This is a genomic window from Aeromonas veronii (genome assembly GCF_040215105.1).
Lineage (GTDB): Bacteria > Pseudomonadota > Gammaproteobacteria > Enterobacterales > Aeromonadaceae > Aeromonas > Aeromonas veronii_G.
In genome coordinates this window covers 339,815-365,833 of record NZ_CP157875.1, presented here as the reverse complement: position 1 = coordinate 365,833, position 26,019 = coordinate 339,815, and the positions used below count along the sequence as shown (strand labels likewise).

Genomic DNA, 26,019 nt, shown 5'->3' with positions numbered 1-26,019 from the left:
ACTCACGGCGGCCTCCCTTGCCTCACGATAAAACGCACGGCTCCTTGTCCGATGCTTCCAGCAGCAGGCACTCCTCCTCACTGTCACCCAGTTTGACCAGCTTGCCCTGAGTGAGCCCCAACTTGGCCAGCAGCGCGACCGAACGCTCGTTGCCCGGAGTGACGATGGCGATGACCCGCTCGATGCCGAGGCGCTCACGCCCATCCCGGATCGCGGCCTGCGCCGCCTCAACCCCGTATCCCAGGCCACGGTAAGCCGGCAGGAAGGCGTAGCCGATGTCTTCGCACGGCAGGGTATCGCGCTTGATGAGACCGCAGATGCCTATCCTGGCGCCATCTTCCCGTCGGCTGACCAGATAGAGACCGTGCCCATACCGGGCATAGCTGACCGCCGGCCCCTGCTGGATATACTCTTCGGCATCGCTCAGGGTGCGCACGCCCCGATCGCCTATCCAGCGGTGGAAGTCGCCATCGTTGAGCAGTTCGAGGATGAAGGGGGCATCGGTGAGATTGAGCTCGCGCAGGGCGAGGCGCTCGGAGAGAATCATGGCAAGGCTCTTCTAGTCGGAAAACGGGAACGGGAGAAGCCAACAAGACTGCCCCCACCCTTTCCCCTTGGCAAGGGGGGCGGGTAAAAAGTGCCGCCTGACGCGGATACTTGGCACCGCGCTACCTAGGCCCGGGCCGGATGCGGCTATAATGCCCGCCCAATGACACTCCTACCCTTCGACTCAGGAACAAGACATGACAGAGAACACCGAATTTTTCGACGAACAGACCCTGCTGGAAATGGTGGATAACCAGCTCGCCGACGGCAACCCCCTGCAGGTGAAGGCGACCCTGATGCGTCTGGTGATGAAAGGCACCCCGCGGGAAGAGGCACTGCAATACATTGCCTGCGCCCTCGGCGCCGAGCTGATGGCGATGGAGGCGGATCAAGGCCCCTTCAACCTGACCCGCTACGCCGAATTCCTCGACAGCCTGCCCGAGATGCCCTGGGCCGAGTAAGGCCATCCGTTAGGCAAGGCACGCCCGCAGCCATTATCATTACTGCCACGACCAATCACGGGAGCAGGCAGACATGCGCTGGCAAAATCGTCGGGAGAGCAACAACGTAGAAGACAGGCGTCAGGATGGGGGCGGCAGCGGAGGTGGCGGCCTGCCCATCGGCGGCAAGGGACGCCTCATCCTGGTGGTCGTAGTGATGATCGCCGGTTACTATGGGGTGGATCTCAGCCCCCTGCTCAACGATCCCGCGCCGCAAACCCAGGCGCCGCGCCAGAATGTGTCTCAAACGGCCAACGATCCTCTGGCCAAATTCACCTCCGTCATGCTCGCCTCCACCGAGGATGCCTGGAGCGAGATCTTCACCCAGAGCGGCAGCCAGTATCAGCCCCCCAAGCTGGTGCTCTATCGCGGCGCCACCCGCACCGGCTGCGGTCAGGGTCAGTCGGTGATGGGCCCCTTCTACTGCCCGGCGGACAAGTCCGTCTACATCGATCTCTCCTTCTATCAGGACATGCGCGACAAGCTCGGGGCCGACGGTGACTTCGCCCAGGGCTATGTGGTCGCCCACGAGGTGGGCCATCACGTCCAGAACCTGCTCGGCATCTCCACCAAGGTGCGCCAGCAGCAACAGGGACTGAGCCAGGTCGCCCAGAACCGACTCTCGGTCAAGCTGGAGCTGCAGGCCGACTGCTTCGCCGGGGTCTGGGGCCACTACATGGAGCGGGAGCAGGTGCTGGAACACGGGGATATCGAAGAGGCCCTCAACGCCGCCCAGGCCATCGGCGACGACAGGTTGCAGCAGCAGGGACAGGGCCGGGTGGTGCCGGACAGCTTCACCCATGGCAGCTCGGCCCAACGTCTGGCCTGGTTCAAGAAGGGCTTCGACAGCGGCAAACCCGCCAGTTGCGATACCTTCGCCGCCCGCTAGCCACCGGCTGACGCCAACAAAAACGCCGACCCTGGGGTCGGCGTTTTGTTATCAGCCGTTTTATCTGGCTAGCTGACATCACCCTTGTCATTCATCTCGCCTGGTGGCCCGCAGGCAGCAGATCCGTAAAGACGAATCCGTCTCTTACCACGGTTTCCCCTGTCTCGATGGCCAGCGGCCGCGAGAACATGGGACCGTCATAGGCCAGGGTGTGAAACTCCCCGTTCTCGCCGCACGGATCCACCCCCTCCGGGAGGGCCGCCAGCAGAGCCTCGTCGAACTCGTGCCCCCCCAGGCTCATCTCCAGCCGCTTGGGGTCGAGGGTGCTGATCCGCGCCTTCAGCCCGGCCGCCATCATCTCTCCCGCCAGGGTGCGAGTATCGCTGCCCCAGAGCGGGAACAATGCCGAGATCCCGGTCCCCTCTAGCTGACGCTCCCGATAGGCGCGCACATCCTCGAGGAAGAGATCCCCGAACGCCATGTGCCGAATCCCCCGCGCCACCACCCCTTCAATGAAACCGGTCATGATGCGGCCGTAATCCTCGTTGCTGCAGGGCCAGGGTAGGTCGATGGTCTCTATCGGCAGTCCCACACACTCGGCCTGCTGCATCAGCAGCTGCTTGCGCACCCCGTGCATGGCGACCCGCTCGAACGCCTGATTGAGGGTGGTGAACAGCCCCACCACCTCGATGGCCGGGTCCTGGCGCAGCCGATGCAGTGCCCAGGCGCTGTCCTTGCCGCTGCTCCAGGAGAGCAGCACCTTGGTCTTCGTCATTCTCTATCCAACCCTCGTAGATGGGAGCCACGCAACCATCGCCGCCGCCACGGATCCGGGATCCACGGCCAGCCTATCTCCGGCCCGCTTGTGAGCTCGGTGTTGCAAGACTGTGTTGCGAATTGTGCGATTTACATTGCAGGATACAAAAGCATACCCTCGTGGGTGAGCGTATCCCCGCAGACGATGGGGAACAATAACTAAAAAAACGATGGGAAACATAAGGATATGACTACAGTCACCACACCGCGTGAGCATAATCGCCCCCTCAACCGACAGGATTACAAGACCCTGAGCCTGGCGGCCCTCGGCGGCGCCCTCGAGTTTTACGATTTTATCATCTTCGTCTTCTTCGCCGTGGTCATCGGCGCGCTGTTCTTCCCGGCCGATATCCCCGAGTGGCTGCGCCAGTTCCAGACCTTCGGCATCTTCGCCGCCGGTTATCTGGCCCGCCCCCTTGGCGGCATCATCATGGCCCACTTCGGCGATCTCATCGGCCGCAAGCGCATGTTCACCCTGAGCATCATCATGATGGCCCTGCCCACCCTGCTGATCGGCCTGCTGCCCACCTATGCGACCCTCGGCATCGCCGCTCCCCTGCTGCTGCTGCTGCTGCGGATCCTGCAAGGGGCCGCCATCGGTGGCGAGGTGCCGGGTGCCTGGGTGTTCGTGGCCGAACACGTGCCCGCCAAACGGGTCGGCGTCGCCTGCGGCACCCTCACCGCGGGGCTGACCGCCGGCATCCTGCTCGGCTCCCTGGTCGCCACCGCCATCAACCGCGGCATGAGCCCGGTCGAGGTGAGCGAGTGGGGCTGGCGCCTGGCCTTCGTGCTCGGCGGTGTCTTTGGCATCGTCGCCATGTATCTGCGCCGCTGGCTGCACGAGACCCCGGTGTTTGCCGAGATGCAGGCCAACAAGGCGCTGGCCGAGGAGCTGCCTCTCAAGACGGTGCTCCGTGAACACAAGGGCAGCGTCATCGTCTCCATGCTGCTGACCTGGCTGCTCTCCGCCGGCATCGTGGTGGTGATCCTGATGACCCCGACCTATCTGCAGAAGGCGCATGGCATCACCCCGACCGACGCCCTGACCGCCAACTCCCTGGCGATCCTGGCCCTGACCCTGGGTTGCATCTGCTATGGCCGCCTCATTGATGCCATCGGCAGCGGACCCACCTTCATGCTGGGCTCCCTGCTGCTGGCTGCCACGACCTATGCGTTCTATCACGGTCTGGCGGCGGGCATGGATCAGCTGATCCCCCTCTACGTCCTGGTCGGCTTCGCCGTCGGCATCGTCGGGGCCGTACCCTATGTGATGGTCAACGCCTTCCCGGCCGTGGTGCGCTTCTCCGGGTTGTCCTTCTCCTACAACGTGGCCTACGCCATCTTCGGCGGCCTGACCCCCATGCTGGTGACCCTGTGGATGAAGGAGGACATGCTGGCACCATCACACTATGTGGTCAGTCTGGCTGCCCTTGGCTTCGTTCTCGGCCTGATCTTCTGGCTCCGCCAGCGTAGCCAGCATCAGACCCGGCCACAGATAGCCTGAGCAACCCCAGGCCAGACGCGTCGCACTGGCCTGCCAGTTGCTGAGCCCTGATCCGATTCAGACAGCGAGCCCCGGTTTTCGGGGCTCGCTGTTATGCCTCCGTTCAGGCAGGCTCAGTAGAGTAACCTACCTCTTTCGCCAGAGCCGTGTCTGGCTCCCGTTTCAGCCAACTAACTTGAGGTGCAAGATGTTCTTCCAGGTCGTATTCATCGCCTTGCTGGCACTGCTGCCCATGGTCAACCCGCCCACCACCGCCACCCTGCTGCTGGGCCTGAGCAAAGGCATGTCACGCGAACATGTCCGGCGCCAGATCAATCTGGCCGCCCTCTATCTGTTCGCAACCCTCTGCGTCAGCTTCTTCATCGGCTCCTCCATCCTGGATCTGTTTGGTATCTCCATCCCCGGCCTGCGCCTGGCCGGTGGCCTCATCATCGCCTTCATCGGTTTTCGCATGCTGTTCCCGGTGCCGACGCAGGCTGCCGAGAATGACATCAACCAGAGCATCGCCTTCGTGCCCCTGACCATGCCCAGCATGTGCGGTCCCGGCACCATGGCGCTGGTGATCAGCGGCGCCGCCCAGATCGCCGAGCTGCCGGCTGACTACAACCGCTTCGTCATCTACTCCGGCATGGTCACCGCCTTCGCCCTGATGAGCCTGTTGAGCTGGGGTGTGCTCAAGCTGGCGGACCCGGTATGCAAGCTCCTCGGTGCCACCGGCATCGACGCCATGACCCGCATCATGGGCTTCCTGCTGGTGTGCATGGGCATGCAGTTCTGCATCAACGGCGTCAAGGAAGTGGCGCAGGACCCCGTGTTCCACGGCGCCCCGGCGGCCCAGGTCCAGCACCATATCCCCACCGGCGACAGACACATTGAACCCGGCCAGGTTGCCCCCAAATCCTGAACCCCATGAGGGCGCGGCAACCTTGCCGGATAGTTTGTTTTTTGTACATGACGGGTTCAGCTTGTGAAGCCTAGAGTGGTATTGCCCGATTAATGACCACCTGGGAGAGATGAGATGGATAACCTGCTGACCGAGATCCGTGGCTACAGTCTGTTTCATGAGTACCTGAACGTGGTGGGCGTCACCAGCCCCAACCCCGCGCAGATCGCACAGGACTGGGAGTACAAGAGCGCCAACCGGTTGATCGCCAGGATCAGCAAGGATCCTCAAGGCAATACCCATTACTACATCGACGCTCGCGCCATCTCGGTCAACTGACCCGACTCTGTCCAGCCCCGGCCTTCGCCGGGGCTTTTTATTGCCCGCCACGGCCCCCAACAAAAACCCCGGCCAAGGCCGGGGTTTGCAGGCAAGTCTGTCGACGGCGGACTTACTGGGTGCCGCCCACGGTCAGGCTGTCGAGTCTCAGGGTCGGCTGGCCGACCCCGACCGGGACGCTCTGCCCCTCCTTGCCGCAGATGCCGACACCGCGATCCAGTTGCAGATCCCGACCCACCATGGAGACCTGGCTCATGGCCTCCGGGCCGTTGCCGATGAGGGTAGCCCCCTTGATGGGAGCACCAATCTTGCCATCCTCGATGAGGTAGGCCTCGGAGGCGGAGAAGACGAACTTGCCGGAGGTGATGTCCACCTGACCGCCACCGAAATTGGGGGCATAGATCCCCTTCTTCACCGAGGCGATGATCTCCGCCGGATCGTACTGACCCGCCAGCATGTAGGTGTTGGTCATACGTGGCATCGGCAGGGCGGCATAGGATTCACGGCGGCCGTTGCCGGTCAGCGGCACCCCCATCAGCCGGGCATTCTGCTTGTCTTGCAGGTAACCCTTGAGGATCCCGTTTTCGATCAACACGTTGTAGCCACCCGGCGTCCCTTCGTCATCGATGGAGACGGAGCCACGTCGACCCGGCAGGGTGCCATCATCGACGATGGTGCAATGTTTGGAGGCGACCTGCTCGCCGATGCGACCGGCGAAGGCGGAGGAGCCCTTGCGGTTGAAGTCTCCCTCCAGCCCATGACCCACCGCCTCGTGCAGCAAGACCCCGGGCCAGCCTGCGCCGAGCACCACGGGTATGGCACCGGCCGGTGCATCGATGGCTTCCAGGTTCACCAGGGCCTGGCGCACGGCTTCCCGCACATAGCCGAAGGCGCGGCTCTCCAGACCATCCAGCTCGAGGAAATAGTCATAGCCGAAGCGGCCACCGCCACCGGCGCTGCCGCGCTCACGCTTGTCGCCCTTCTCGGCAATGACGGTCACCGACAACCGCACCAGGGGGCGCACGTCGGCGGCCAGGGTGCCGTCGGTAGCCGCCACCAGGATCTCTTCATAGACGCCGCTGATGGAGGCCATCACCTGATTGATGGCGGGATCCAGGCTGCGGGCAAACTTGTCCATCTGCTCGAGCAGGGCGATCTTCTGCTGCTTGTCGAGGGTCTGCAGGGGATCCATGGCCGGATAGAGCAGGTTCGCCTCCGTGCGGGCCCAGGCCTTCACCTTGCCCTGAGCTCCGGCCGCGGCGATGCCGCGGGCGGCGGTGACCGACTGCTGCAGGGCCAGCAGGCTCAGCTCGTCCGAGTAGGCGAAGCCGGTCTTCTCGCCGCTGACGGCGCGCACCCCGACCCCCTGATCGATGTTGTAGCTGCCATCCTTGACGATGCCGTCTTCCAGCATCCAGGACTCGTGCCAGCTGCGCTGGAAATAGAGGTCGCCGAATTCCACCTGGTGGCTCATCAGGCTGCCGAGCAGTTGTTGCAGGCGTCCCTCATCGAGATCGTTCGGGGCCAACAGGGAGGCACTAACCTGGCTCAATAGACTCAATCTTCTTCTCCAATCTCGATATGAGATGTCATGACGATTCATTCATGGGGACCACAAGGTCAATCAGCCCATGGGGATCACCGCAAGCGGGTGTGGCTCGGTACCGGCAGACAGTTGCGTTTCAATTCGCTTATATCCATCACAGCAGTCGGGCATGACTCAGCACCGGCATGGTGCGTTTCAGCTCCTCGACCAGTTCGCCATCCATCTGCGCCAGCACGGTGGCATTGCCCGATGGCTGGCAGGCCAGCACCCGGCCCCAGGGGTCGATCACCATGCTGTGGCCCCAAGTCTGGCGCCCCGTCTCATGGGTCCCCCCCTGATTGGCCGCCACCACGTAACACTGGTTCTCGATGGCGCGGGCCCGCAACAGTGGTTCCCAGTGCGCCTCGCCAGTCACGGCGGTGAAGGCGGCGGGCACCAGCAACACCCGGGCGCCGGCGAAGGCCAGCTGGCGATAGAGCTCGGGAAAACGCAGATCATAACAGATAGAGAGGCCGAGTGGACCAAAGGGGGAATCCACCAGGGCGGGCTCGTGGCCCGGGCTGAAGGTTTCCGACTCCCGGTATCGGCCGTGGTTATCCGCCACGTCCACGTCGAACAGATGGATCTTGTGGTAGTGCCCCTTGCACTCCCCATCGGGGGCAAACACCAGCGAGCTGGTATGGATATGGCTCGAACCCGGGATCCGGGTCGGCATGGCGCCGGCCACCAGCCAGATCCCGTGAGCTCTGGCCCAGTCGGCCAGCTGTCTTTGAATGGGGCCATCACCGAGGGACTCGGCACCGTCCAGATAACCCTGCCGCTCGCCAAAGAGGGCGAAGTTTTCCGGCAGCAGGGCCAGCAGAGGGCGCTGTGCCGGCAAGGCTGCCAGCTCGGCTTCGATCCGTGCCTGGTTGTCCTGCCAGTGACGGCCTGAAATCAACTGAATGGCGGCTAACCACATGACGTGCTCCTTGTCGTTGGGCAAGCCATGGGATGGGGCTCCCTATCGCTTGCCGGGGTCATTGCACTATGAGGGCTTTGGGGGCTTGGCGAAAGGGAAATACATGCTCGGCCCTTGAGACGTTGCTCAACGTTGACCCGAGCCCTGGTGCTTGGGATTGAGCAGGAAGGGGGTCACCTCTTGTGCTGGCAGACTGGGGGCCACCGCATCCACCGCCTCTTTCTGCTGCTGGTTGAGCTTGATGCGGGCGCGATCCCGCCCCGCCTCGATGAGTTTGGGATCGTCCAGCGGGCCCGAAACCCGAAAATCGATGCGGGTCACCACATCCACCACGGGCTCCAGCAGCTTGGAGAGCGCCAGCACATAGAGTCCGGTGATGGGGGTCAGGGAGAAGGCCGCCACCACCGGCAGGGTACCGCCGAGGTTGGGGGAGAAGCTCAGCTCGTAATCGAGGCGCCAGCGCACCAGATCGGCGATACCCTCCCCACGCAGGTTGCCCGCCGCCCCCTTCATGTAGAAGTCCTTGTTCTCGGCTACCCCCTGCTTGATCCGGGCCGAGGCGGACATGGACTCAAAATAGAAGCCCTTGTCGAACACATCACGAAAATCGAGGCGCAGCTTGCGCATCAGCGAGTCCAGACTGAGCAGGGAGAGCAGACGCGCTCCCTTGTCGTTGACCTCCCGCAATGTGCCCCCTTCCAGCTGATAGTCCGCCGTACCGGCCAGGCTCGGCAGGTTCAGGCGATAGGGCACGTCCTGCCAGTTCAGATCCAGCGCCAGCTTGCCCGGGGCGTCGCCGATGGGGGAGGTAAAGCCGAGGCGCTTGAGCAGCAGCTCGCTGTTCTGGGTGCTGATCCTGGCGCTGGCCCGTGTCTGCATCTGGCCGGATTGTGACAGCCACTGCGCATTGCCCTTGAGGGTGCTGCCGGCGAGCTTCATCTCCAGTCCCTTGAGCGACAGGCTGTTGGTGCCGGGAACCAGCTCTCCTTTGAGTTCCCCGAGGGGCAGTTTGCCGAAACGGCAATCCACGCAGCTGAAGCTGAGCCAGGGGATGGCATCCATGATGGCCTGATCCTGCCGGGGATCGGCCTTGGGGCTGAGATCTGACCCCTTGCCGGACCAATAGATGCGGGCAAACTTGGCATCGATGGGCTGCTTGTCGGTGACCGGCACCCGCACCACCCCCATCACGTCCGGGCTGTCGATCATCACCTCGGTGGCCTGGCTGACCGGCCCCACGGTAAAATGCACCGCCTTGAGGTTGGCACTGCCGATGTCGGCGCGGGCCAGCTGACCATCCACCCACCACTCTTCCGGCAGGAAAGAGGGGCCGACCACGGCGTTGCCGCCCGGGCCCTGCTCTGGCAGCCACTGATGGAGTCGCGCCACCCAGCCAGCCACGTCAGCCTGCTGCTGGTTGATGGCAAGCAGCATGGGCTTGTCTTGCAGCACCCTGGCCCCTGGCTGGCCGACATCCACCCGAACCCGGCTCAGGTAAGGGGCCCCCTCGCCGTACACCAGGCGGCTCTGCATGTCCAGGTCAGCCCCCAGCACGCCGCGGATGTCGGCGCTGCCGTCCCGTCCTCGTACCGAGACCTTGAGCGGCAACCGGCTGTCGGCGACCTTGGTCAGCGGAGACGGCAGATCCAGCCCCATACCCTGCAGGTTGGAGTCCAATGCCAGCTGGAAGCTGAACGGCTTGTCATGGGGCAATGTCAGCCCCAGGGTGCCGCTCCAGTTACTACGGCCCTTGAGCAGATCGAGGGCCGGAATATCCCGGCGCTGCCGGCTGCTGTCCCAGACCCCCTTGAGTTTGAGGTCGACCTGATAGTGGTTTGGCAGTTGCTTGCCCTGATAGTCCAGGGTCAGCGGCTGGTTCCAGAGGCTGGCCTTGAGATTGCTGAACCGGGTGTGTTCGTTGTCATACTCAAGCTTGCCCTCGACCCCCTCCAGCGGCATGTCCAGGGTGGCAATCCTGACCTTGTTGTTGTGGAAGCTGGCATCCCCGCTGGCCTTCACCTCCCCCTCGCCGTCGAGGGGAATATCCAGCTTGACGGTTCCCTTCATGGGCCCACGGATCTCTATCTCCCGCAAGGCCTGTCCGACCGAATCCTTCAGCGGGGAGTCTTGCAGATAATCGCTGATGGCCTTGCCCTCGCCCGCCACCTTGGCATCCACGTAGAGATGGGCACCGGGGGAGAGATCCGGGATCCAGGCATGCACCGAGTCCGAGCTCGCCTTGCCAAGGCGTGTGGAGCGGCTGTTCATGTCCAGCCCCGCATTCTGGAACAATAGGTCGATCTGCAGATCGGTGAGGGGTTGCCAACCGGGGAAGAACTCGTAAGTGGCCTTCTCGAGCGGCACCGCCACCTGGAAGACCCCCTGACCCTTGTCATAGGGGAAATCCCTGAACTCCCCGTACCAGAGCAGGTCTGCACTCTTTGCCTGCCCCCCCTTGATGGCGCCGCTCAGATAGTCCACCAAACCGTCGCTCATCACCGCCAGGGGGTAGTAGCGATCCGCATGGGCCGCCGTCTTGACGTCGATGCGACCGGTGAGAGCGAGGAAGGGATGCTCGAACAGCTCGAGCCGGAAGCGGCTGGCCAGATGCAGATCCGGGTTGTCCAGCACGATATCCTGGCCATAGAGCACCCAGCCCTGTGGCGCCTGCCACCAGTCGAGCCGAGCCCCCAGACTGTCTACCGGGATGGGTTCCTTGAAGTGGCGGGCGGGATCCACCACGCCCTTGCCGAGGGTCAGGCGAGTGCTGCCCCCCGTCGGTGTCAGCCAGAACTCGCCGTTCAAGTCCTGCAGACCCGGAACATCCTGCCAGGCCTGGGTACCCAGCCCGACGAAACGCCCGCTGAGGGAGAGTCCCTGCCAATCCCCGCCCGCCTGCAGCACCAGCTCCTGCAACTGGCCGGTGGGCTGGGTACGCTTGAGGGTCTCGGTCAGCTTGGGGTAGAGGCCGGAGACCAGCTGGCTCAGACTCGCCACCTGGTTGAGATCAATGGCAGGCACATAGCCCTGGATGCGATCCTTTACCCGCTCGAGCTGCAGCCGGCTGTGCAGCCAGGTCGTACCGTCGAGCTTGAAGATGACATCGTGACTGGCGAGCTGCCACCCCTCCCCCTCGCGGCGCAGCTGGATCTTGCCACCGCGCAGCTCGAGGCGATGGAGAGCCCCCTTACGCTCGTCCCGCCAGATGAGGTGATTGTCACCAAACGCCAGCAGGGAGTTGCCCAGCTGACCACCGGCAAATTCGCTCCAGAGCTGGAAGTCGAGCTGGCCGGCCACCTTGGGCGCACCGGCGTGGATCTTGGCCAGCATGGGGCTGATATCGAGCTCGCTGGCCCCCAGGTAGAGCTGTCCCTTCAATCTGTCGAGGCGCACCTCGGGGGCATCCACATCCAGGATGAGATCGATGGTGCTCTCGCCGATGCCGTTGATGAGGTAGGCCTTGCCCACCCCCTGATGACGCTTGCCCCGGTTCTGCCAACGGAGCTGGGCGATGTTGAGGGCTCGCACTTCTCCCAGCGCCGTGGTGATGCTGAGGCGAGTGTCGTGGATGTCGAAGGTGGAGAGCTGGGTCAGCAGGAAACGCAGCAGCGCCTCCTGCTGGTCCGGGTTCTTGTCGCTACTCGGCGTCGTCGGCCGGGTCAGATCCAGCGCCATGTCCCCATCGCTCAGCATCAGCTGGCCAAAGACGGGTTTCCATTCGTTGAGGGAGCGCCAGAAGTCGAGGTGGGCCCAGACCTTGCCAAGGCGAACGGAGAAGCGGCCGGAGTCCGGGGAGATGGCGAGCCCTTGCAGCTCAATGGCGGGCCCGCGCTGGGTCCAGTCCAGGCCGACATGCTCGACGCTGATGTCGAGCTGGCTGTTGCCGGTCAGGGTCGCAATGAGTGCCTGTCTGTGCTGGTTGAGCAAGGGGCCGCCAAGACGCACCACACTGACCAGGATGGCCAGCAGCACGAAGAAGACCCCGAGGGCTAACCAGCCCCGACTCAACCAGCGATAGACCAATTACATCATCACCACATCGAATTGTTCCTGCCCACAGAGCGGTTCACTCACCACCCTGACCTGTTTGCCGATGAAGACTTCCAGCTCGGCCAGACTGTGGGACTCCTCCCCTCGCAGGTAATCCGCCACGGACGGTGCCGCATAGACGGTGAACTGATCCGCATCGTAGGCGCGGTTGACGCGGATGATCTCCCGCAGGATCTCGAAGCAGACCGACTCCACTGTCTTGACCCGACCACGCCCCTTGCACTCGGGACACTCGGAGCAGAGCACATGTTCCAGGCTCTCGCGGGTGCGCTTGCGGGTCATCTCCACCAGGCCAAGCTGGGAGAAGCCATTGACGTTAGTCTTGGCCCTGTCTTTGGCGAGCGCCAGTTCCAGGCTGTGCAGTACCCGACGGCGGTGATCCTCGGACTGCATGTCGATGAAATCGATGATGATGATGCCGCCGAGATTGCGCAGCCGCAGGTGGCGGGCGATGGCGGCCGTCGCCTCGACGTTGGTGTTGAAGATGGTCTCTTCCAGATTGCGATGGCCGACGAAGGCCCCGGTGTTGATGTCCACCGTGGTCATGGCTTCGGTCTGATCGATGATGAGGTAGCCACCGGATTTCAGCTCCACCTTGCGCTCCAGCGCACGCTGGATCTCGTTCTCCACGTCGTAGAGATCGAAGATGGGGGAGTCGCCGAGATAATACTCCAGCTTGCCGGCGAGCTCCGGCACGTACTCCTCGGTGAAGCGCTTGAGCTGATCGAAGCTTTGGCGGGAGTCGACCCGGATCTTGTCGAGCTCGGTACCGACGAAGTCACGCACCACCCGAAACGCCAGACTGGGATCTTCGTAGAGGATCTTGCAGGGGGGATACTTCTGCTTGCGCTCCAGGATCTTGCGCCACAGGCGCTTCAAGAAGGCGGCGTCCTGCTCCAGCTCCTGCTCCCCCACCCCTTCGGCGGCGGTGCGGATGATGTAGCCACCGAGATCGTCCACGTAGCCGGCCACGGTGCGCTTCAACCGCTCACGCTCCGCTTCCGACTCGATGCGCTGGGAGACGCCGACGTGGGCACTGCCCGGCATGAAGACGAGATAACGGGACGGCAGGGTAATGTCGGTGGTGAGACGGGCCCCCTTGGTGCCCAGGGGATCTTTGACCACCTGCACCATGATGTCCTGACCCTGGCGCACCAGCTCGGCGATGTTGCCTGCCTGGAACTGCTCCTTCTCCTTGATCGCCACGCACTCGGTGTGGGGCACGATATCGGAGGCGTGCAAGAAGGCTGCCTTGTCCATGCCGATGTCGACGAAGGCGGCCTGCATGCCGGGCAGCACCCGGCTGATCTTGCCCTTGTAGATGTTGCCCACGATGCCGCGCTTGGCCTGGCGCTCCACATGCACTTCCTGCAGCAGGCCGTTCTCGACCAGGGCAACCCGGGTCTCCGAGGGGGTGACGTTCACCAGCAGTTCTACTGACATAAGTTACCTTGCCTTTCTAGTTTTGAATTCTGGCTGGCCATCTGGCACATGAATGCACGCAAGTGGTAACGCAGCAGGCGTCGCTGGACGGGTTATCGACCCTGTTCGAGCTGCTGGCGGATCAGCAGATCCGTCTCCAGCAGGGGCAGGCCGACCACGGCGCTGTAGCTCCCCTCGATCCGGCTGACAAACTTGCCGGCGATGCCCTGAATGGCGTAAGCGCCGGCCTTGTCGCAGGGCTCACCGGTGCGCCAATAGGCCTCGATCTCGGCCTCATCCAGCTTGCGAAACGCCACATTGGTGGTGACCAGCCGCACATCGCAACGCTCCGGGGTGGCCAGTGCCACCGCCGTCATCACCTGATGGATCCGGCCGGAGAGTGCCTCCAGCATGTCTTTCGCATCGAGCAGATCGGACGGCTTCTCAAGCACCCGCTCCCCCAGCACCACTATGGTGTCAGCGCCCAGCACGGGCAGCGCCGTCGGTGCCGCCGCCACACCAGCCATCGCCTTGTCACGGGCCAGACGGCAGACGTAGTCCTGGGGTTTCTCACCCTCGCCACGCTGCTCGGGCACATCCAGCCTGAGTACCTCGAAGCGGTAGCCCAGCTGGGTCAGCAGTTCGTGCCGACGGGGAGAACCCGAGGCGAGATAGAGTTGCAGTTCGTTGTGCTTGTTCATATTCGCTTAGATGAGATGAGATACGGTTACAATTTATTGTTTTTGCTCACATTCACTTGATATTGAAGTGACGGCGCACCTTGCGCAAGACCATAAAGATCCAGGGCCATATTAGCATCGTCGTCAACGTCGACCAAAAATAGGCGAAGTTGAGGCTGGCGCGGCTGAACAGGTGTTCGGCCCAGAACACGGTGATCTTCCCCACCAGGGAGAGCAGACCGATGATCAGCGCCTGTTGCCAGAGGGAGAAGTTGCGGATCTTCTGGAACTGGAAGGCCGCCAGATAGGTGGTGATGGCCATGGCCATGGCACGCACCCCGAGCGTGCTGCCAAGCAGCACATCCAGCAGCAGACCGGCTACCCAGGCGGTGCCGACGTTGGTTCGATGGGGCAACGCCAGCGCCCAGTAGATGAGCACCATGGCGAGCCAATCCGGCCGGAAGGGCTCGAACTGGAAAGGAAGCGGCAGGATGGAGAGGCACAGGGCCAGCAGGATCGAGACCCAGATCCAGATCCTGCCGCTGGCAGGTTGCAGCATCAGCGGGTCGCCCCCGCCGCCGAAGTGGCCGATGCGGCAGACGCTGCCGCGGGTGCATCCAGCGCCTCGTTGTCACGGACTTCCGGCTTCTTGTCGGTCCACAACAGCAGCAGATAACGCAGCCTGTCCAGTGCCACCAGCGGCTTGGCCTCGATCTGGGCGAAGGGTTTGCCCTCCACATAGTCGGATCGGGTCACGGTTGCCACCGGATAGCCTTCCGGGAAACGGCCGCCGAGGCCCGAGGTGACCAGCAGATCCCCTACCTGCACGTCGGTGTTGCGCGGCAGATTGCGCAGCTCCAGCTTGTCCAGCTCACCACTGCCGGAGGCGATGGCGCGCAGGTCATTGCGCAGCACCCGCACCGGGATACCGTGGCTGGAGTCGGTGATAAGCAGCACCCGGCTGGTGGTGGAACCCACGTGCAGCACCTGGCCGACCACCCCCTGATCGTTGATCACCGGCTGGCCGTTGTAGACGCCATCCAGCGCCCCCTTGTTGATCAGCACCTGATGGCTGAAGGGGTCGGAATCCACCGACAGCAGCTCGGCCACCATCTTGCGGGACTCCTTGTGAACCGGCGAACCCAGCAATTCACGCAGGCGCTGGTTCTCGTGCTCCAGCTGATCCAGCTTGAGCAGACGGGAACGCAGGGTAAACAGCTGTTGCTCCTGCAGCTTGGTCTGTTCGATCAGGCTGGAGCGGGTCTGCACCTGGGTCGACATGGTGTCGAGCAGGGTACCCGGCGCGTTGGCAATGTATTGCAGCGGACTGACGAGGGAGCTCAGATAGACGCGGACGTGCGTGAACACACCGAAGCGGGAATCCGCGACGATGGCAGCAACCGAGATGATGACGGCGAGAAACAACCGTAACTGAAGCGAAGGGCCTCTACCAAAGATGGGTTTCATGAGTCGTCAAAAAAGAGCCGGCGCTCGGCCGGCTTTGGGTCTTATTCGTAGTGGAACAGATCGCCACCGTGCATATCGATCAGCTCCAGCGCCTTGCCACCGCCACGGGCGACACAGGTGAGCGGATCCTCAGCCACGACGACCGGGATGCCGGTCTCTTCCATCAGCAGACGGTCGATATCTTTGAGCAGGGCGCCACCACCGGTCAGCACCATGCCGCGCTCGGAGATGTCGGAGGCCAGCTCGGGCGGGGACTGCTCCAGCGCCACCATGACGGCGGAGACGATACCGGACAGCGGCTCTTGCAGCGCTTCCAGGATCTCGTTGGAGTTCAGGGTGAAGCTGCGCGGCACCCCTTCTGCCAGGTTGCGACCACGCACTTCGATCTCGCGCACCTCTTCGCCCGGATAGGCGGAGCCGATCTCGTGCTTGATGCGCTCGGCGGTGGCTTCCCCGATCAGGCTGCCATAGTTGCGGCGCACGTAGCTGATGATGGCTTCGTCGAACTTGTCGCCACCGATACGCACGGACTGGGAGTAGACCACGCCGTTCAGGGAGATGATGGCCACTTCGGTAGTGCCACCACCGATGTCCACCACCATGGAACCGGTCGCTTCGGAGACCGGCAGGCCGGCACCGATGGCGGCGGCCATGGGCTCGTCGATCAGGTACACCTCGCGGGCGCCGGCACCCAGTGCGGACTCCTTGATGGCACGACGCTCAACCTGGGTGGAACCGCAGGGAACGCATACCAGCACACGGGGGCTCGGACGGAAATAGTTGTTGTCGTGAACCTGCTTGATGAAGTGCTGCAGCATCTTCTCGGTCACGTAGAAATCGGCGATGACGCCGTCTTTCATCGGACGAATGGCGGAGATGTTACCAGGGGTACGACCCAGCATCTGCTTGGCGGCATGACCGACAGCAGCGACCGATTTGGCGTTCCCGCGCTCTTGGCGAATGGCGACAACTGAGGGTTCGTTAAGGACGATCCCTTGATCTTTTACGTAGATCAGGGTGTTGGCAGTTCCCAAGTCGATCGACAGATCGTTGGAAAAGACGCCTCTGAGCTTTTTGAACATGGCTACGGGAAATCCTAAGAATTTGGAGGTGCAGAAAACCGGCTAACTTTACCAATGCCCACCCCAATCGGCAAGCGCTCAAACTGTCGCCAATCAATCAGGCGCGACAAAAATGCGAGTCATCACTCACCCGCACAGGCCGACAAAGACTAAGAAACAAGGAGATAAGTCGTCACTCAATATCAAACAGCCTCATTCCCCGTCAGACCCGTCCTATCAGGGCATCACTTCGCGGCGATAAATAATCCGATCATTGCCCCGATCCCGACCAAAAATCGCCTCCCCCTGCAGATGACCCGTCGTGGCGGGATCAGCCAACCAGACGGGTTGGGATGGCTGTTGCTCCAGCACGATCCGATAGGGAATGCGCACCGCCTGATTGGGCGGCGCGAAGTGGAACCGGGTCTCGCCTGCGTCGAAACCGACCTGAGTGCCACCCGGTGCCACATTGCCGAGACCAAGGCGAATGCGGGTACCGTCTTTGAGGATCAGATCCCCCGTCGCGGCGTCATAGCGTTGATCCGCATCGGTAAAGACGATGCCGCCACCCGCCAGGGAGATCTGGGTGCAGATATCTTGCGAATTGGCTCGCCACAGGCCCCCTTCGAAATATTGCACTTGCAGGGGCAGCGCCAGCGGGGCGCTGTCGACCCCCTGACGGGTGCTGGCAAGCAGCCGGCCGTAGTAGGCGATCATGGTATCGCCCGCCCCCTTCGGAATGGAGAGCTGTTTGGCGGTGCAATTCACCCCGCTCTGGCAGCTACCACTGACGGCCGGATTCATGTCGCGGTTGGCGAGGAAGCTGGTCTCGCTGGCCTCACCATCCCCTACCTTGAGCCCCAGCCTCAGCAGCCGCAGTGGCTCCTCCGGCGCGGTCAGGCTCGGAGTGAGTTCACGCAGGCGCACGAAACGGCTCTGGCCATCGAAGCTGGCCTGGCCGCTCGCCCAGCTGGTCGTCAGAGGATCCAGGCGGTTGGATCTGTCGACCCCGTCCTGATTGTTCGCAGCCACCAGAGAGATCACTCCCTTGGCAAAATCACCCCGGTAGTTCTGGGTGATCCCACCCTGCTTGTTGCGTGCCTGCACCGTCGTTTGCACTCCAAACGGCTGGCTCATATAGCTAAAGCCGCCGCAGGCCGGGGTGACAGTGCTGCTCATCAGGTAGAAGTCCCAGGGCACGAAACGCCCCACCGGCACGCTACTGGCGGCGGGGATGGTGTAGCCAAAGTAACCTGAGTTCGGTGGCGTTGCAGTCATCCGGAAGACCCCGACCTCGTTCACCGACTGGGTGACGGTGTTGAGGTTGTTACTGCCTTTCGCGTTGGAATGGTCATAACTCAGCTTGCTGACCACCGCCTCGACTCCGGGCTTGGGGGCCACCAGCTGGCTGCCGAGGGCAATATTGGCCAAGGCGAAGTTCGGGGTAGTCAAGTTGCCGCTGCAGAAATCGGTATCGTTATCGGCCTGCCAGGCCACGGCTGCTATGGTCAGCGAGAACTCTTCCCCCGTCTTCCTGAACACAGGGCAGCTGGCATTCCCCGCCGTGCAGGCCCCCTGGGTCGGAGTGATGCAGAGCCCGACCGGGCGGCTGACAAAGAGACCCGAGCCCGTCATCACCAGACCTGCGGTATCCCCGCTGCCATCGTGGCGGGCATTGAGCCGCATCTGGCCCGCATCCGGGTAATTCACCGTCAGGGTGGTCTCACCCTTGGCATCGAAGCTCAGATTGCTGGTCACCGCCCCCCCCTGCGAGGTGGCGATGGCGCTGCCGTTGACCGTTACCTTGCTGCCGAAGGCGTTGCTCGACGGACTGACATAGTCGCTCCAGAAGCTGACAGGCTTGCTCACACTGGCGAAACTCGGCACACACTGCTGGGTCACGTTGTCCTTCCGGACCGCCTTCATCACCACCCGTTGGGGCTTGTTGGCAATGGTGTCCAGCGCATCGGTATCCGGCACGTCGGTAGGCACATCGAACAAGAAGCCACTGTCCGCAAAGCTGAGGGTACAGGCCGCCGCGCTCAGGGCCCCGCTGCCCGACCGGCAGAGAGTGGTACTGAGCGGTTTGGTGGAGGGCGTCGAGCCACTCACCCCCACCGTCATGGCGCTCGCCAGATTGTTGCGAAGCTGCAATTTGGTGGTGCCGCCGCTGAAGGTCACGGTAGCTGTGTTGCCGTTATAGCTCAGCTGGTTGCTGGCCACCCAGCCGTTGCTGCCATTTTTAAGCGGCGTCAGGGTGGCGCTCACCTGCTCATTGACCAGCTGGCTGCAACTGGCATTGGCACAGGCGCGTATGGTCAGGGTTTCGGGGTTGCAGGTCAGGGCGTTGCCGCTGTGCTCGAACTCGAAGTGATCGATCTGGTTCCCCACCGGACTGGAGTTGAGGGCGCAGACCTGGAAGTTGTCTATCTGGTGCGCGTTGGTCGCGGCACCGGTAGATCCCGTCATGGAGAGCAGGAAGTTCTCCGGGATCGCCGCCTGACCGCTTTGGCTGAGCGCATTGAAACTGTCGATCAGGGTGCTGTAGCCGCTGCCGGTGTTGCGCTCCACCTTGACCAGAGACTGGCCACTGGTACGGGAATCCACGGTCAGGCGGTAACGATGGGGGCGGTTGCCGTCCGAGCCGCTGTCCACGGTCGGCGAGAGGCAGTTGCCATTGGTGCTGGTACTGCCGTTGTTGCAGGTACCCCTGAGGTAGTTGTAACCGCTGGTGCCCGAACCCGAACCCCGCACCGCCACGGACTGCTTACGCCGTCCCTTGTTGGTCGCCCCGCCTTCGCCGGAGAAGTTGCCATACTCGTCTATCCCCACCCCGAGCCAGCCGCCGGCAAAGCCGTTGTTGCCCGCCGTGAAGCCATAGCCCAGCGGCCCGCCCGCGGCCCCTGGCTGGGGCGTTATCTTGGCGTCCGAGAGCACCACCGCCATGCCATCCGCTCCGTTGCCGCCATAGGCGTAGTGGTCGAACTCAATAGTCACCAGGTTGTTGGCAGCGGGGAAGAGTCGCTGATAGGTCGTCGACGTGGCCTGGTAGGTACTGGCCTGGGTCATGCCGAGGCGACCATTGACGATGGAGGGCGTGAAGTTGCCGCTGCTGCGAGCCACGACCCAGTTGTTGCTGAGAGAACTGGCGGAGAAGTCGTCGTTGAAGCAGGCGAGCAGAGGCTCCCCGCCGTCATAGATGACCTTGCTGTTCCCCTTCAGATTGACGTTCTTGGCACTCAACTGGCCACGCAAGACCACCTGATTCTCGAAGGTGGCATCCCCTTCCGCATAGTAGGTGCCTGCCAGCTGGTCGCTACCGGTGAGTGTGATGTTGCCGACCACATAGGCCTTGAAACCGGAACCTGTCTGCAGTTGCGAGTCGTTGTGAGCTGCGATGCTGCCCTTGACATAAAACGAGGTCGTCCCGCTGCCGACCAGCTTGATGAGGCTGCCCCCGGTCAGGGTCAGATCCCCTTCGATGATATAGGTCTTGCCTGCGGTCAACGTCATAACGCCGCCGTTTTGCATGGTCAGGCTCTTGATGACATAGGTGCTGTAACTGTCCGAAAAGCTGACATTGCCTGAGCCATTGGAAGTGACGGTACCATCTATGGTCAGACTGCCCAGGTCCCAGCGACTGCTGCTGGCGGCCTTGCCGTAATTGGGGGTTGTTCCCAGTACGACGGTGGGGGTGGTCCAGTTGGCAACCGTATAGCTTGCGGAATCCGTCGTCCCCGGGAAAGTGGGCCGGGTCTGCTTCAAGCTGGCCACACCGGTGATCTGACACTTGCCCGCCCCACAGGCCTGCGTGCTCATTTCGTAGTCATAGCCGGTGACCTGCCTGAAGCAGACCTCCAGGCCATTGTAATTCTCCACCCGGGCACCGGACTGCATGTAAAGGGTGCCCGCCGAATCGTGACTCTGGATGGGGCCAGGGAAGATGCTGTTGCAGTCCAGTGCAGCCTGGGCAGGCAAGCCAACCAACAACAAGACAAGGGCAGCACAGAGGCGGCGGATCATGGGTTCACTCCATCGAAGGCTTGTGCCACCAGAGTGCGGCTGACGGCAAAGTCCGGATTCGGGCCGCTGTTGGTTCCCGGGTCACCGCAGCGCCCCTCGCTGCTGAAGTCATAGGCGGTCTGGGTGGTGCCAGCGGCACTCACCGACACCTTGCTGCAGGTGACGATGGCCTGGCAGCCCGTCAGTCCCGCATCGGTGAAACTGAGACTGGTGCTGGCGGCGCATTGCTGCCCTTGCCACTTGCCGTTGGGATAGAGTCGATAGAGGGCAATTTCCAGCCCACTCTGTGCCGCCATCAGGGCCCGCACTCCGCGCACCTCCGCAGTGTGCTTCTCAGCGCTGTCCACCAGGAAGCGGCCCATGGCCGCCGCCAGCAGGGCCATGATGACGATGACAAAGAGCGCGATCATGATGGCGCTGCCTCGCTGATACCTGACAGAGGCAAGTTTAAGGGACATTGAGCACCTCCAGCTTGTGGTTGAAGCTGACGCTCTCGCCGCGCTGCTCAAACACAATCCCTAGCCCCACTTCGCTCTGATTGAAGGCAGCGGGATCCCGATAGAAATAGCTGGTCGGTCGGATATGCTCGGCCATCAGGGCCGGGGAGCTCCAGAGGGCGCCAGTGCCGATGGCGGCGCTGGCCCAGGTCAGGGTCGTGCCCACCACGCAATAACGTACCTGCTGGTTGGCAAAATAGATGCGCTGGCCCGGGGAATCCTTGGTAACAGCGGCCGCCAGGGTCAGCGACAAGGCCCCGGAGGCAGGGCTCCCCACGGCAGTCACCCTGGCAGTGCAACGCCCCTGCAAACAACTAACATCCAGCGTATTGGTGTTGCCAATCGTGGCATCAGGCAGTGGATAGATGATGGCCAGGTCATTTTTGGCAGGCAATTTAGCTGGCGCGACAATGTTGAGGGCCGTGATCGCCGCCGGCCCCAGATAGCGACTGGTGGTGGCGATGGGCCAGAAGCGCAGGCAAGGCCCCTGCTCCTTCAAGCCGCCAGCGGCGTCCTCCACGCGCACAGAGCCGGGCACCGCATCGCGCAGCTCGCGGTTGAGCCGCTCCATGGCGAAGCGGGCATCACTCATCAGTTGCTCGCGGCTGCTGGCATCCCCGTAAATCTGGGTGCCGATGCCGATAAACTGGCTGGTGAAGGTCGCCATGACCCCGAGCAGCAGGATCACCATGACCAGCTCCACCAGAGTGAAACCCCGTGCCGCCCGCATCAGTAGTTCCCTCGATAGAGGGTAAAGGCCAGTTCGCTGCGATCCGGCAAGCGTACCCACAGCTCGACGCGCTTGCCGGTGAAGCAGGGGCCGCTGCAAGTGGGCAAGTCATTCTTGGTCAAGTCTGCCCCGCTCACCCGGATCCGGACCCCGAACTGGCGATACTCGCTCGCATCCAGACCAGCACCACTCCTGGCACCGAAGAAATTGGCCGGCACCCAGCCGCCGTCGCATCTGGCCAACCCCTTGGCGCAGATGGCGCTGGTCTGGTAATCATCCACGTCATTGAACTGGTAGGGACGCGTCTCGCCACTGTCCGGGCCATAGCTGGCGCTGTCGGTGCAGGCCGGGTAGGCCACCGCCGGGCTTCCGGCCGTCTCGCCGCAGCGAAAACGCCCGCCATTGTGATCGGAATGCTCATCGAAGGACTTCTCCAGCACCTCGCTTAAGATGCGCTGGGCCAGCTGGGCGGCCCGTACCTGCTGCACCGGATCCACTGCCTGGGGGGCCTGGTTGACAAGCAGCCCCAGGATGCCGGTGAGCGCCACCGCCAGCAGCACGATGCCGACGATGAACTCGATCAGAGTGAAGCCGCGGCGGGCATTAGGGAAGGGCATGAATATAGCCTTCGGGCTCGATACGCAGACGGGCACTCTCCCCACCATCGCTCACCATCAGGTTACAACCGCTGATGCAGGCTGACGGGGATAGGGGGCGGCCGCTGCGCTTGTCGAAAGAAAAGCTGCCCTGAGGCAGGGAGATACTGCCGGAAGCCTTGACCACTCGCCCACGGACCTGTTCATCCGCCTTCCAGTTATCGATGACGGACCCGGACGCACAACTGCCCGTCTGGGTCAGATGAGCGAAGCGATTGGTCTCCACCACCAGCTGGGTGCAGCGCGCCACCCCTTCCTGCATGTTCATGGTCTGCACCAACCGCAGCCGGGCCACCAGTTCATCGCGCAGGGTATGGGTTTCAAAGCCGCCTTTGCCCAGCCATTTGGGCACGGCAAAGGCGGCCAGAATCCCGAGTAACAGGATCACTATCACCAGTTCTATCAGGGTAAAACCGTCGTCCTGTTCCATCATGATGAACAACCCTAGAAAGAAGTAGAGAGAGGACAACCTCTCTCTACTTTGCTTATTGGTTTGGCTTATTTACAGGCGGTAACTTCAGAGGTCGGCTGAGAACCAGAGGCTGCTTGGGTATAGGTGACGAAGCAGTCAGTCGCTGTAGCGGCTGAAATACCTGCCGGGAAAATCTTGATGCTGCTGGACGCAGGAGTACCAAAGCTCCAATCGTTAGAGCTCAGTTGCAGCACATTTTCCAAGTCTGCCTGAGTAGCCTTCGGGTAACCGTAGGCAATTCCTACATTGACACCATTACCGATATCCAGCGTATCGGAATCATTAGTGTCCTTGCCCGCAATCACGGCTTTGCTATACACCATGGCACCGGCAGAATTCAGAGAACCCTCGACCCCTTTCAGAGTGGAAGTACGCGCATCATCCTGCAGATTCAGGAACTTGGGTGCGGCGGTGACCGCCAGAATGCCCAGAATGATGATGACGATCACCAGTTCGATCAGGGTAAAACCCGCTTGCTTCTTCATTGCATTTTCCTCGGTTAATCAATTGATATTGGTAATGACCTGGCCGGAGGCCGGGCGATAACTGAAACTCATGAACTCACTCGTGCTCCCTTGCGGGTCTTGATAGCGTCCATCACTGCCTTTGCTCAGGCTGTTGACCAGATAGTAACGGCAAACCGAATCCAGTCCGTTGCTGCTCACCGTTGCATAAAACTTCAGGTCATTGCCGCTACCGCGCACTTCATCGAAGCTGGCAGTCGCCTTGGGAGGATTTTGCAGCAATCCCTCCCAAATATAGAGACAGCGCTGGGCCGTCAGATTGGCCGGATTTACATCGGCATTGCCGCTCGCAGACGTGTCCATAGGATACCCCGGGGAGAGCTCGCCGTTATTGACCTGAGTGTCGGTTGGCGTCGTCAAATAGAAACGCGACCCGTCGTAGAGTACGGTATTGAGACCGTCCTGCTTGGCGCGTCCTTCCGCTTCCCACTGGGCCCGCACCAGCGACACCCCGGTCGCGAAACCGCCGGATACCCCCTCCACGCTGGCCTTCTTCGCCTCGTCGGTGACGTCGAGGAAACGGGGCAATGCGGTGACCGCCAGGATCCCCAGGATCACGATGACGATCACCAGTTCGATCAGGGAAAAACCCGCCATCTGGCCGGGTCCGCGGCCGGATATCACTCTTGTTGCTGCCATGCTGCCTCCGTCATTGTCCGCATTATTTCATGCGGTTAGAAAAAAATCATGTCACAGGTTAAGTGTCATCTGGCTCAGGGCAGCAGTTGCACCCGCCCATCCCCGAACCGGTAGTGCAGCCGTTGGGTTTCCCAGCCGTATTCACAGCCTCTCCCATCCCGGCTGACCAGGGCTTCCAGCGGCGGCAGGTTCTGCCCCCCATCACCGATCAGGGTCAACCACAGCTGACGACAATCATCAGATGGGGATTGCAGCGGCAATACCCCGAGGGGCCAGCCCCGCTCATCGAACTGCCAGGCGACCCCCTCGGCATGCAACACTTCGGGTCGTCGCTCATCGAGCCAGCGCCCGTGCAGACGCTGGACTCGCTCGGCAAATTGCTCCCCCAGCAGCGTCACGCTCACCGCCAGCGCCTGTTCCCTGTGGCTGCGATAGCTCATGGCCAGGGTGGCGATGATGACCAGCAGCAGGATCACGGCGGCCAGCCGCCGATACCCTCCCAGCCAGCGCTCATCCTGTTCGGACTGTCTGCTCATCCCTGCTCCTACCGACCTTGACCACCCTTAAAACCGCGAAGATGCTCGCTACTCATGACTGACCACGCACCGCCCGCATCATGTCCCACATGGGTGTGAAGATACCGAGCGCCAGCACCAGCACCATGACGGCGACGATGCCGATCAGGATGGGTTCGATGCGGGCGGTGAGGCTCTTGAGGTCGTAGTCCACCTCCCGCTCGTAGTATTCCGCCGCCTCGTGCAGCAGGTCGTCCACCTGACCCGTCTCCTCCCCCACCGCGATCATCTGCATCACCAATGGGGTAAACAGGCCGCTGCCACCGGCGGTGCGCAGCAGGCTCTCCCCCCGCTCGATCCCGGCACGCATGTCGCGGATCCGGTCCGCCATCCAGGCGTTGTCCACCGCATCCGCCACCAGGGTCAGCGCCTGGTTCAGCGGCACCCCGGCCTTGAGCATCATGGAGAAGCTGCGGGCGAAGCGCGCCAGCAGGGAGCGTTCTATGATGGTGCCGACGATGGGCAGTCGCAGCTGCCATCTGTGCCAGGTCAGCTTGCCCCGGGTCGTGGCGACCCAGCGCCGCCAGCCGATGACGGCGCCCGCCAGGATGGCGAGCAGCAGCCACCAGTAATGGACGAAGAAGTGGGAGGTGGCGAGCAGGATCCGGGTCGCCAACGGCAGTTCCACCCCGAACTTGGCAAACATGCCGGCAAACACCGGGATCACCATGATGTTGAGGATCACCATGGCGATGGCGATGGCAGCCATCACGAAGCTGGGATAGCGCATGGCGGTCTTGATCCGCTTGCGGGTCTCCAGCTCCAGATCGAAATAGTTGGCGAGCTGCAGGAAAGCCTCTTCCAGCTGACCCGTGTTCTCCCCCACGTGGATGATGGAGACAAACAGGTTGCTGAACACCTTGGGATGGGATTGCATGGCGCTCGACAGGGGGCGTCCATTGCCGAGATCTTCCCCCAGTGCGTGCAGCGCCCGCTTCAGCGGCTTGCTGTGGGTGCTATCCTCCAGCCCGGCGATGGCCCGCAGTATGGGGATGCCGGCCCGGGTCAGAGCGTACATCTGGCGGCTGAACACCACCAGCTCTTCGAGCTTGACGCTGCCCTCCAGCAGCAGGGACCAGTCGATGCTGGCGGATTTCGCCCTGCCGGGTTTGAGCTCGGTCGGCATCACGCCACGGCGCATCAGCTGCTCGGCGGCGGCCATCTCGCTCGCCGCCTCCAGGCTGCCGCTGACGGCATTGCCCTGACTGTCGCGTCCCTTGTAGTTGAAGCTGCTCATGG

Annotated in this window: 24 protein-coding genes; 5 read left to right on the top strand and 19 right to left on the bottom strand. The window is 62.5% G+C overall.

Annotated features, from left to right (window positions below):
* Positions 1-22: 22 nt before the first annotated feature.
* Positions 23-547 carry a GNAT family N-acetyltransferase gene (locus tag ABNP46_RS01765; protein ID WP_349920723.1) on the bottom strand — a complete coding sequence of 175 codons (525 nt, stop codon included), beginning with the start codon at positions 545-547 and terminating at the stop codon, positions 23-25.
* Between the two features lie 196 nt (positions 548-743).
* Here ABNP46_RS01765 and ABNP46_RS01760 point away from each other — a divergent pair, with 196 nt between their 5' ends.
* Both ABNP46_RS01760 and ypfJ read left to right on the top strand, forming a co-directional pair.
* The gene (locus ABNP46_RS01760; protein WP_349920722.1) at positions 744-1,007 is read left to right on the top strand and encodes a hypothetical protein; all 264 of its coding nucleotides are present in this window, start codon (positions 744-746) and stop codon (positions 1,005-1,007) included.
* 73 nt (positions 1,008-1,080) lie between these two features.
* Positions 1,081-1,935: a KPN_02809 family neutral zinc metallopeptidase gene (gene ypfJ / locus ABNP46_RS01755; RefSeq protein ID WP_349920721.1), complete on the top strand. Its 855-nt coding sequence runs from the start codon at positions 1,081-1,083 to the stop codon at positions 1,933-1,935.
* Between the two features lie 91 nt (positions 1,936-2,026).
* On the opposite strand, the gene ABNP46_RS01750 is transcribed toward ypfJ, so the two are convergent.
* On the bottom strand, positions 2,027-2,710 hold the full coding sequence (locus ABNP46_RS01750) for an ATP-binding protein (RefSeq protein WP_349920720.1): 684 nt from the start codon (positions 2,708-2,710) through the stop codon (positions 2,027-2,029).
* Positions 2,711-2,938: 228 nt separating this feature from the next.
* On the opposite strand from ABNP46_RS01750, the gene ABNP46_RS01745 reads away from it, so the two are divergent.
* The 3 genes from ABNP46_RS01745 (at position 2,939) to ABNP46_RS01735 (ending at position 5,477) form a co-directional block, all read left to right on the top strand.
* On the top strand, positions 2,939-4,255 hold the full coding sequence (locus ABNP46_RS01745; RefSeq protein ID WP_349920719.1) for an MFS transporter: 1,317 nt from the start codon (positions 2,939-2,941) through the stop codon (positions 4,253-4,255).
* A 187-nt stretch (positions 4,256-4,442) separates the two neighbouring features.
* Positions 4,443-5,159, top strand: coding sequence for a MarC family NAAT transporter (locus ABNP46_RS01740; RefSeq protein ID WP_349920718.1), 717 nt, complete (start codon positions 4,443-4,445; stop codon positions 5,157-5,159).
* A gap of 114 nt (positions 5,160-5,273) precedes the next feature.
* The gene (locus ABNP46_RS01735; protein ID WP_349920717.1) at positions 5,274-5,477 is read left to right on the top strand and encodes a hypothetical protein; all 204 of its coding nucleotides are present in this window, start codon (positions 5,274-5,276) and stop codon (positions 5,475-5,477) included.
* A gap of 112 nt (positions 5,478-5,589) precedes the next feature.
* Here ABNP46_RS01735 and tldD read toward each other — a convergent pair whose 3' ends face one another.
* The 17 genes from tldD to ABNP46_RS01650 form a co-directional block, all read right to left on the bottom strand.
* Positions 5,590-7,038, bottom strand: a complete 1,449-nt coding sequence (tldD, locus tag ABNP46_RS01730; protein WP_349920716.1) for a metalloprotease TldD — start codon at positions 7,036-7,038, stop codon at positions 5,590-5,592.
* Between the two features lie 139 nt (positions 7,039-7,177).
* Positions 7,178-7,984, bottom strand: coding sequence for a carbon-nitrogen hydrolase family protein (locus tag ABNP46_RS01725; protein WP_349920715.1), 807 nt, complete (start codon positions 7,982-7,984; stop codon positions 7,178-7,180).
* Positions 7,985-8,110: 126 nt separating this feature from the next.
* Entirely contained in the window at positions 8,111-12,007 is a 3,897-nt protein-coding gene (locus tag ABNP46_RS01720) for a YhdP family protein (protein ID WP_349920714.1), read from the bottom strand.
* On the bottom strand, positions 12,008-13,477 hold the full coding sequence (rng, locus tag ABNP46_RS01715) for a ribonuclease G (protein WP_349920713.1): 1,470 nt from the start codon (positions 13,475-13,477) through the stop codon (positions 12,008-12,010).
* Between the two features lie 92 nt (positions 13,478-13,569).
* Entirely contained in the window at positions 13,570-14,157 is a 588-nt protein-coding gene (locus tag ABNP46_RS01710) for a Maf family protein (RefSeq protein WP_349920712.1), read from the bottom strand.
* A gap of 52 nt (positions 14,158-14,209) precedes the next feature.
* Positions 14,210-14,695, bottom strand: a complete 486-nt coding sequence (mreD, locus tag ABNP46_RS01705; protein ID WP_332503961.1) for a rod shape-determining protein MreD — start codon at positions 14,693-14,695, stop codon at positions 14,210-14,212.
* Positions 14,695-15,603, bottom strand: a complete 909-nt coding sequence (gene mreC / locus ABNP46_RS01700; RefSeq protein ID WP_349920711.1) for a rod shape-determining protein MreC — start codon at positions 15,601-15,603, stop codon at positions 14,695-14,697. The genes mreD and mreC overlap by 1 nt, the downstream gene beginning before the upstream one ends.
* 41 nt (positions 15,604-15,644) lie before the next feature.
* Positions 15,645-16,685, bottom strand: a complete 1,041-nt coding sequence (locus ABNP46_RS01695; RefSeq protein WP_005308111.1) for a rod shape-determining protein — start codon at positions 16,683-16,685, stop codon at positions 15,645-15,647.
* 216 nt (positions 16,686-16,901) lie between these two features.
* Positions 16,902-20,687, bottom strand: a complete 3,786-nt coding sequence (locus ABNP46_RS01690; protein ID WP_349920710.1) for a DUF6701 domain-containing protein — start codon at positions 20,685-20,687, stop codon at positions 16,902-16,904.
* Positions 20,684-21,097, bottom strand: a complete 414-nt coding sequence (locus ABNP46_RS01685; protein ID WP_434476187.1) for an MSHA biogenesis protein MshP — start codon at positions 21,095-21,097, stop codon at positions 20,684-20,686. Before ABNP46_RS01685 ends, ABNP46_RS01690 begins: the two co-directional genes overlap by 4 nt.
* 37 nt (positions 21,098-21,134) lie before the next feature.
* On the bottom strand, positions 21,135-21,914 hold the full coding sequence (locus tag ABNP46_RS01680) for a PilW family protein (RefSeq protein WP_349920708.1): 780 nt from the start codon (positions 21,912-21,914) through the stop codon (positions 21,135-21,137).
* Positions 21,914-22,531: a prepilin-type N-terminal cleavage/methylation domain-containing protein gene (locus ABNP46_RS01675; RefSeq protein WP_349920707.1), complete on the bottom strand. Its 618-nt coding sequence runs from the start codon at positions 22,529-22,531 to the stop codon at positions 21,914-21,916. The genes ABNP46_RS01680 and ABNP46_RS01675 overlap by 1 nt, the downstream gene beginning before the upstream one ends.
* Positions 22,518-23,003, bottom strand: a complete 486-nt coding sequence (locus ABNP46_RS01670; protein WP_349920706.1) for a prepilin-type N-terminal cleavage/methylation domain-containing protein — start codon at positions 23,001-23,003, stop codon at positions 22,518-22,520. The genes ABNP46_RS01675 and ABNP46_RS01670 overlap by 14 nt, the downstream gene beginning before the upstream one ends.
* A gap of 65 nt (positions 23,004-23,068) precedes the next feature.
* Positions 23,069-23,527 carry a prepilin-type N-terminal cleavage/methylation domain-containing protein gene (locus ABNP46_RS01665; RefSeq protein ID WP_349920705.1) on the bottom strand — a complete coding sequence of 153 codons (459 nt, stop codon included), beginning with the start codon at positions 23,525-23,527 and terminating at the stop codon, positions 23,069-23,071.
* Positions 23,528-23,545: 18 nt separating this feature from the next.
* A complete protein-coding gene (locus ABNP46_RS01660) occupies positions 23,546-24,205 on the bottom strand; it encodes a type II secretion system protein (protein ID WP_349920704.1) in 660 nt (219 codons plus the stop codon).
* A gap of 74 nt (positions 24,206-24,279) precedes the next feature.
* Positions 24,280-24,741, bottom strand: a complete 462-nt coding sequence (locus tag ABNP46_RS01655; protein WP_349920703.1) for a hypothetical protein — start codon at positions 24,739-24,741, stop codon at positions 24,280-24,282.
* A 52-nt stretch (positions 24,742-24,793) separates the two neighbouring features.
* Positions 24,794-26,017, bottom strand: a complete 1,224-nt coding sequence (locus ABNP46_RS01650; RefSeq protein WP_349920702.1) for a type II secretion system F family protein — start codon at positions 26,015-26,017, stop codon at positions 24,794-24,796.
* Positions 26,018-26,019 lie beyond the last annotated feature (2 nt).

Bases quoted from the DNA above. Each gene is read 5' to 3' on its own strand.
- ABNP46_RS01685 (WP_434476187.1), bottom strand. From the start codon at position 21,097: ATGATCGCGCTCTTTGTCATCGTCATCATGGCCCTGCTGGCGGCGGCC.
- ABNP46_RS01750 (WP_349920720.1), bottom strand. From the start codon at position 2,710: ATGACGAAGACCAAGGTGCTGCTCTCCTGGAGCAGCGGCAAGGACAGC.
- ABNP46_RS01675 (WP_349920707.1), bottom strand. From the start codon at position 22,531: ATGCCCTTCCCTAATGCCCGCCGCGGCTTCACTCTGATCGAGTTCATC.
- ABNP46_RS01765 (WP_349920723.1), bottom strand. From the start codon at position 547: ATGATTCTCTCCGAGCGCCTCGCCCTGCGCGAGCTCAATCTCACCGAT.
- ABNP46_RS01745 (WP_349920719.1), top strand. From the start codon at position 2,939: ATGACTACAGTCACCACACCGCGTGAGCATAATCGCCCCCTCAACCGA.
- ABNP46_RS01695 (WP_005308111.1), bottom strand. From the start codon at position 16,685: ATGTTCAAAAAGCTCAGAGGCGTCTTTTCCAACGATCTGTCGATCGAC.
- mreD (WP_332503961.1), bottom strand. From the start codon at position 14,695: ATGCTGCAACCTGCCAGCGGCAGGATCTGGATCTGGGTCTCGATCCTG.
- ABNP46_RS01710 (WP_349920712.1), bottom strand. From the start codon at position 14,157: ATGAACAAGCACAACGAACTGCAACTCTATCTCGCCTCGGGTTCTCCC.
- ypfJ (WP_349920721.1), top strand. From the start codon at position 1,081: ATGCGCTGGCAAAATCGTCGGGAGAGCAACAACGTAGAAGACAGGCGT.
- mreC (WP_349920711.1), bottom strand. From the start codon at position 15,603: ATGAAACCCATCTTTGGTAGAGGCCCTTCGCTTCAGTTACGGTTGTTT.
- ABNP46_RS01725 (WP_349920715.1), bottom strand. From the start codon at position 7,984: ATGTGGTTAGCCGCCATTCAGTTGATTTCAGGCCGTCACTGGCAGGAC.
- ABNP46_RS01655 (WP_349920703.1), bottom strand. From the start codon at position 24,741: ATGAGCAGACAGTCCGAACAGGATGAGCGCTGGCTGGGAGGGTATCGG.
- ABNP46_RS01740 (WP_349920718.1), top strand. From the start codon at position 4,443: ATGTTCTTCCAGGTCGTATTCATCGCCTTGCTGGCACTGCTGCCCATG.
- ABNP46_RS01665 (WP_349920705.1), bottom strand. From the start codon at position 23,527: ATGAAGAAGCAAGCGGGTTTTACCCTGATCGAACTGGTGATCGTCATC.
- ABNP46_RS01735 (WP_349920717.1), top strand. From the start codon at position 5,274: ATGGATAACCTGCTGACCGAGATCCGTGGCTACAGTCTGTTTCATGAG.
- ABNP46_RS01660 (WP_349920704.1), bottom strand. From the start codon at position 24,205: ATGGCAGCAACAAGAGTGATATCCGGCCGCGGACCCGGCCAGATGGCG.
- rng (WP_349920713.1), bottom strand. From the start codon at position 13,477: ATGTCAGTAGAACTGCTGGTGAACGTCACCCCCTCGGAGACCCGGGTT.
- ABNP46_RS01760 (WP_349920722.1), top strand. From the start codon at position 744: ATGACAGAGAACACCGAATTTTTCGACGAACAGACCCTGCTGGAAATG.
- ABNP46_RS01680 (WP_349920708.1), bottom strand. From the start codon at position 21,914: ATGCGGGCGGCACGGGGTTTCACTCTGGTGGAGCTGGTCATGGTGATC.
- ABNP46_RS01670 (WP_349920706.1), bottom strand. From the start codon at position 23,003: ATGATGGAACAGGACGACGGTTTTACCCTGATAGAACTGGTGATAGTG.
- ABNP46_RS01690 (WP_349920710.1), bottom strand. From the start codon at position 20,687: ATGATCCGCCGCCTCTGTGCTGCCCTTGTCTTGTTGTTGGTTGGCTTG.
- ABNP46_RS01650 (WP_349920702.1), bottom strand. From the start codon at position 26,017: ATGAGCAGCTTCAACTACAAGGGACGCGACAGTCAGGGCAATGCCGTC.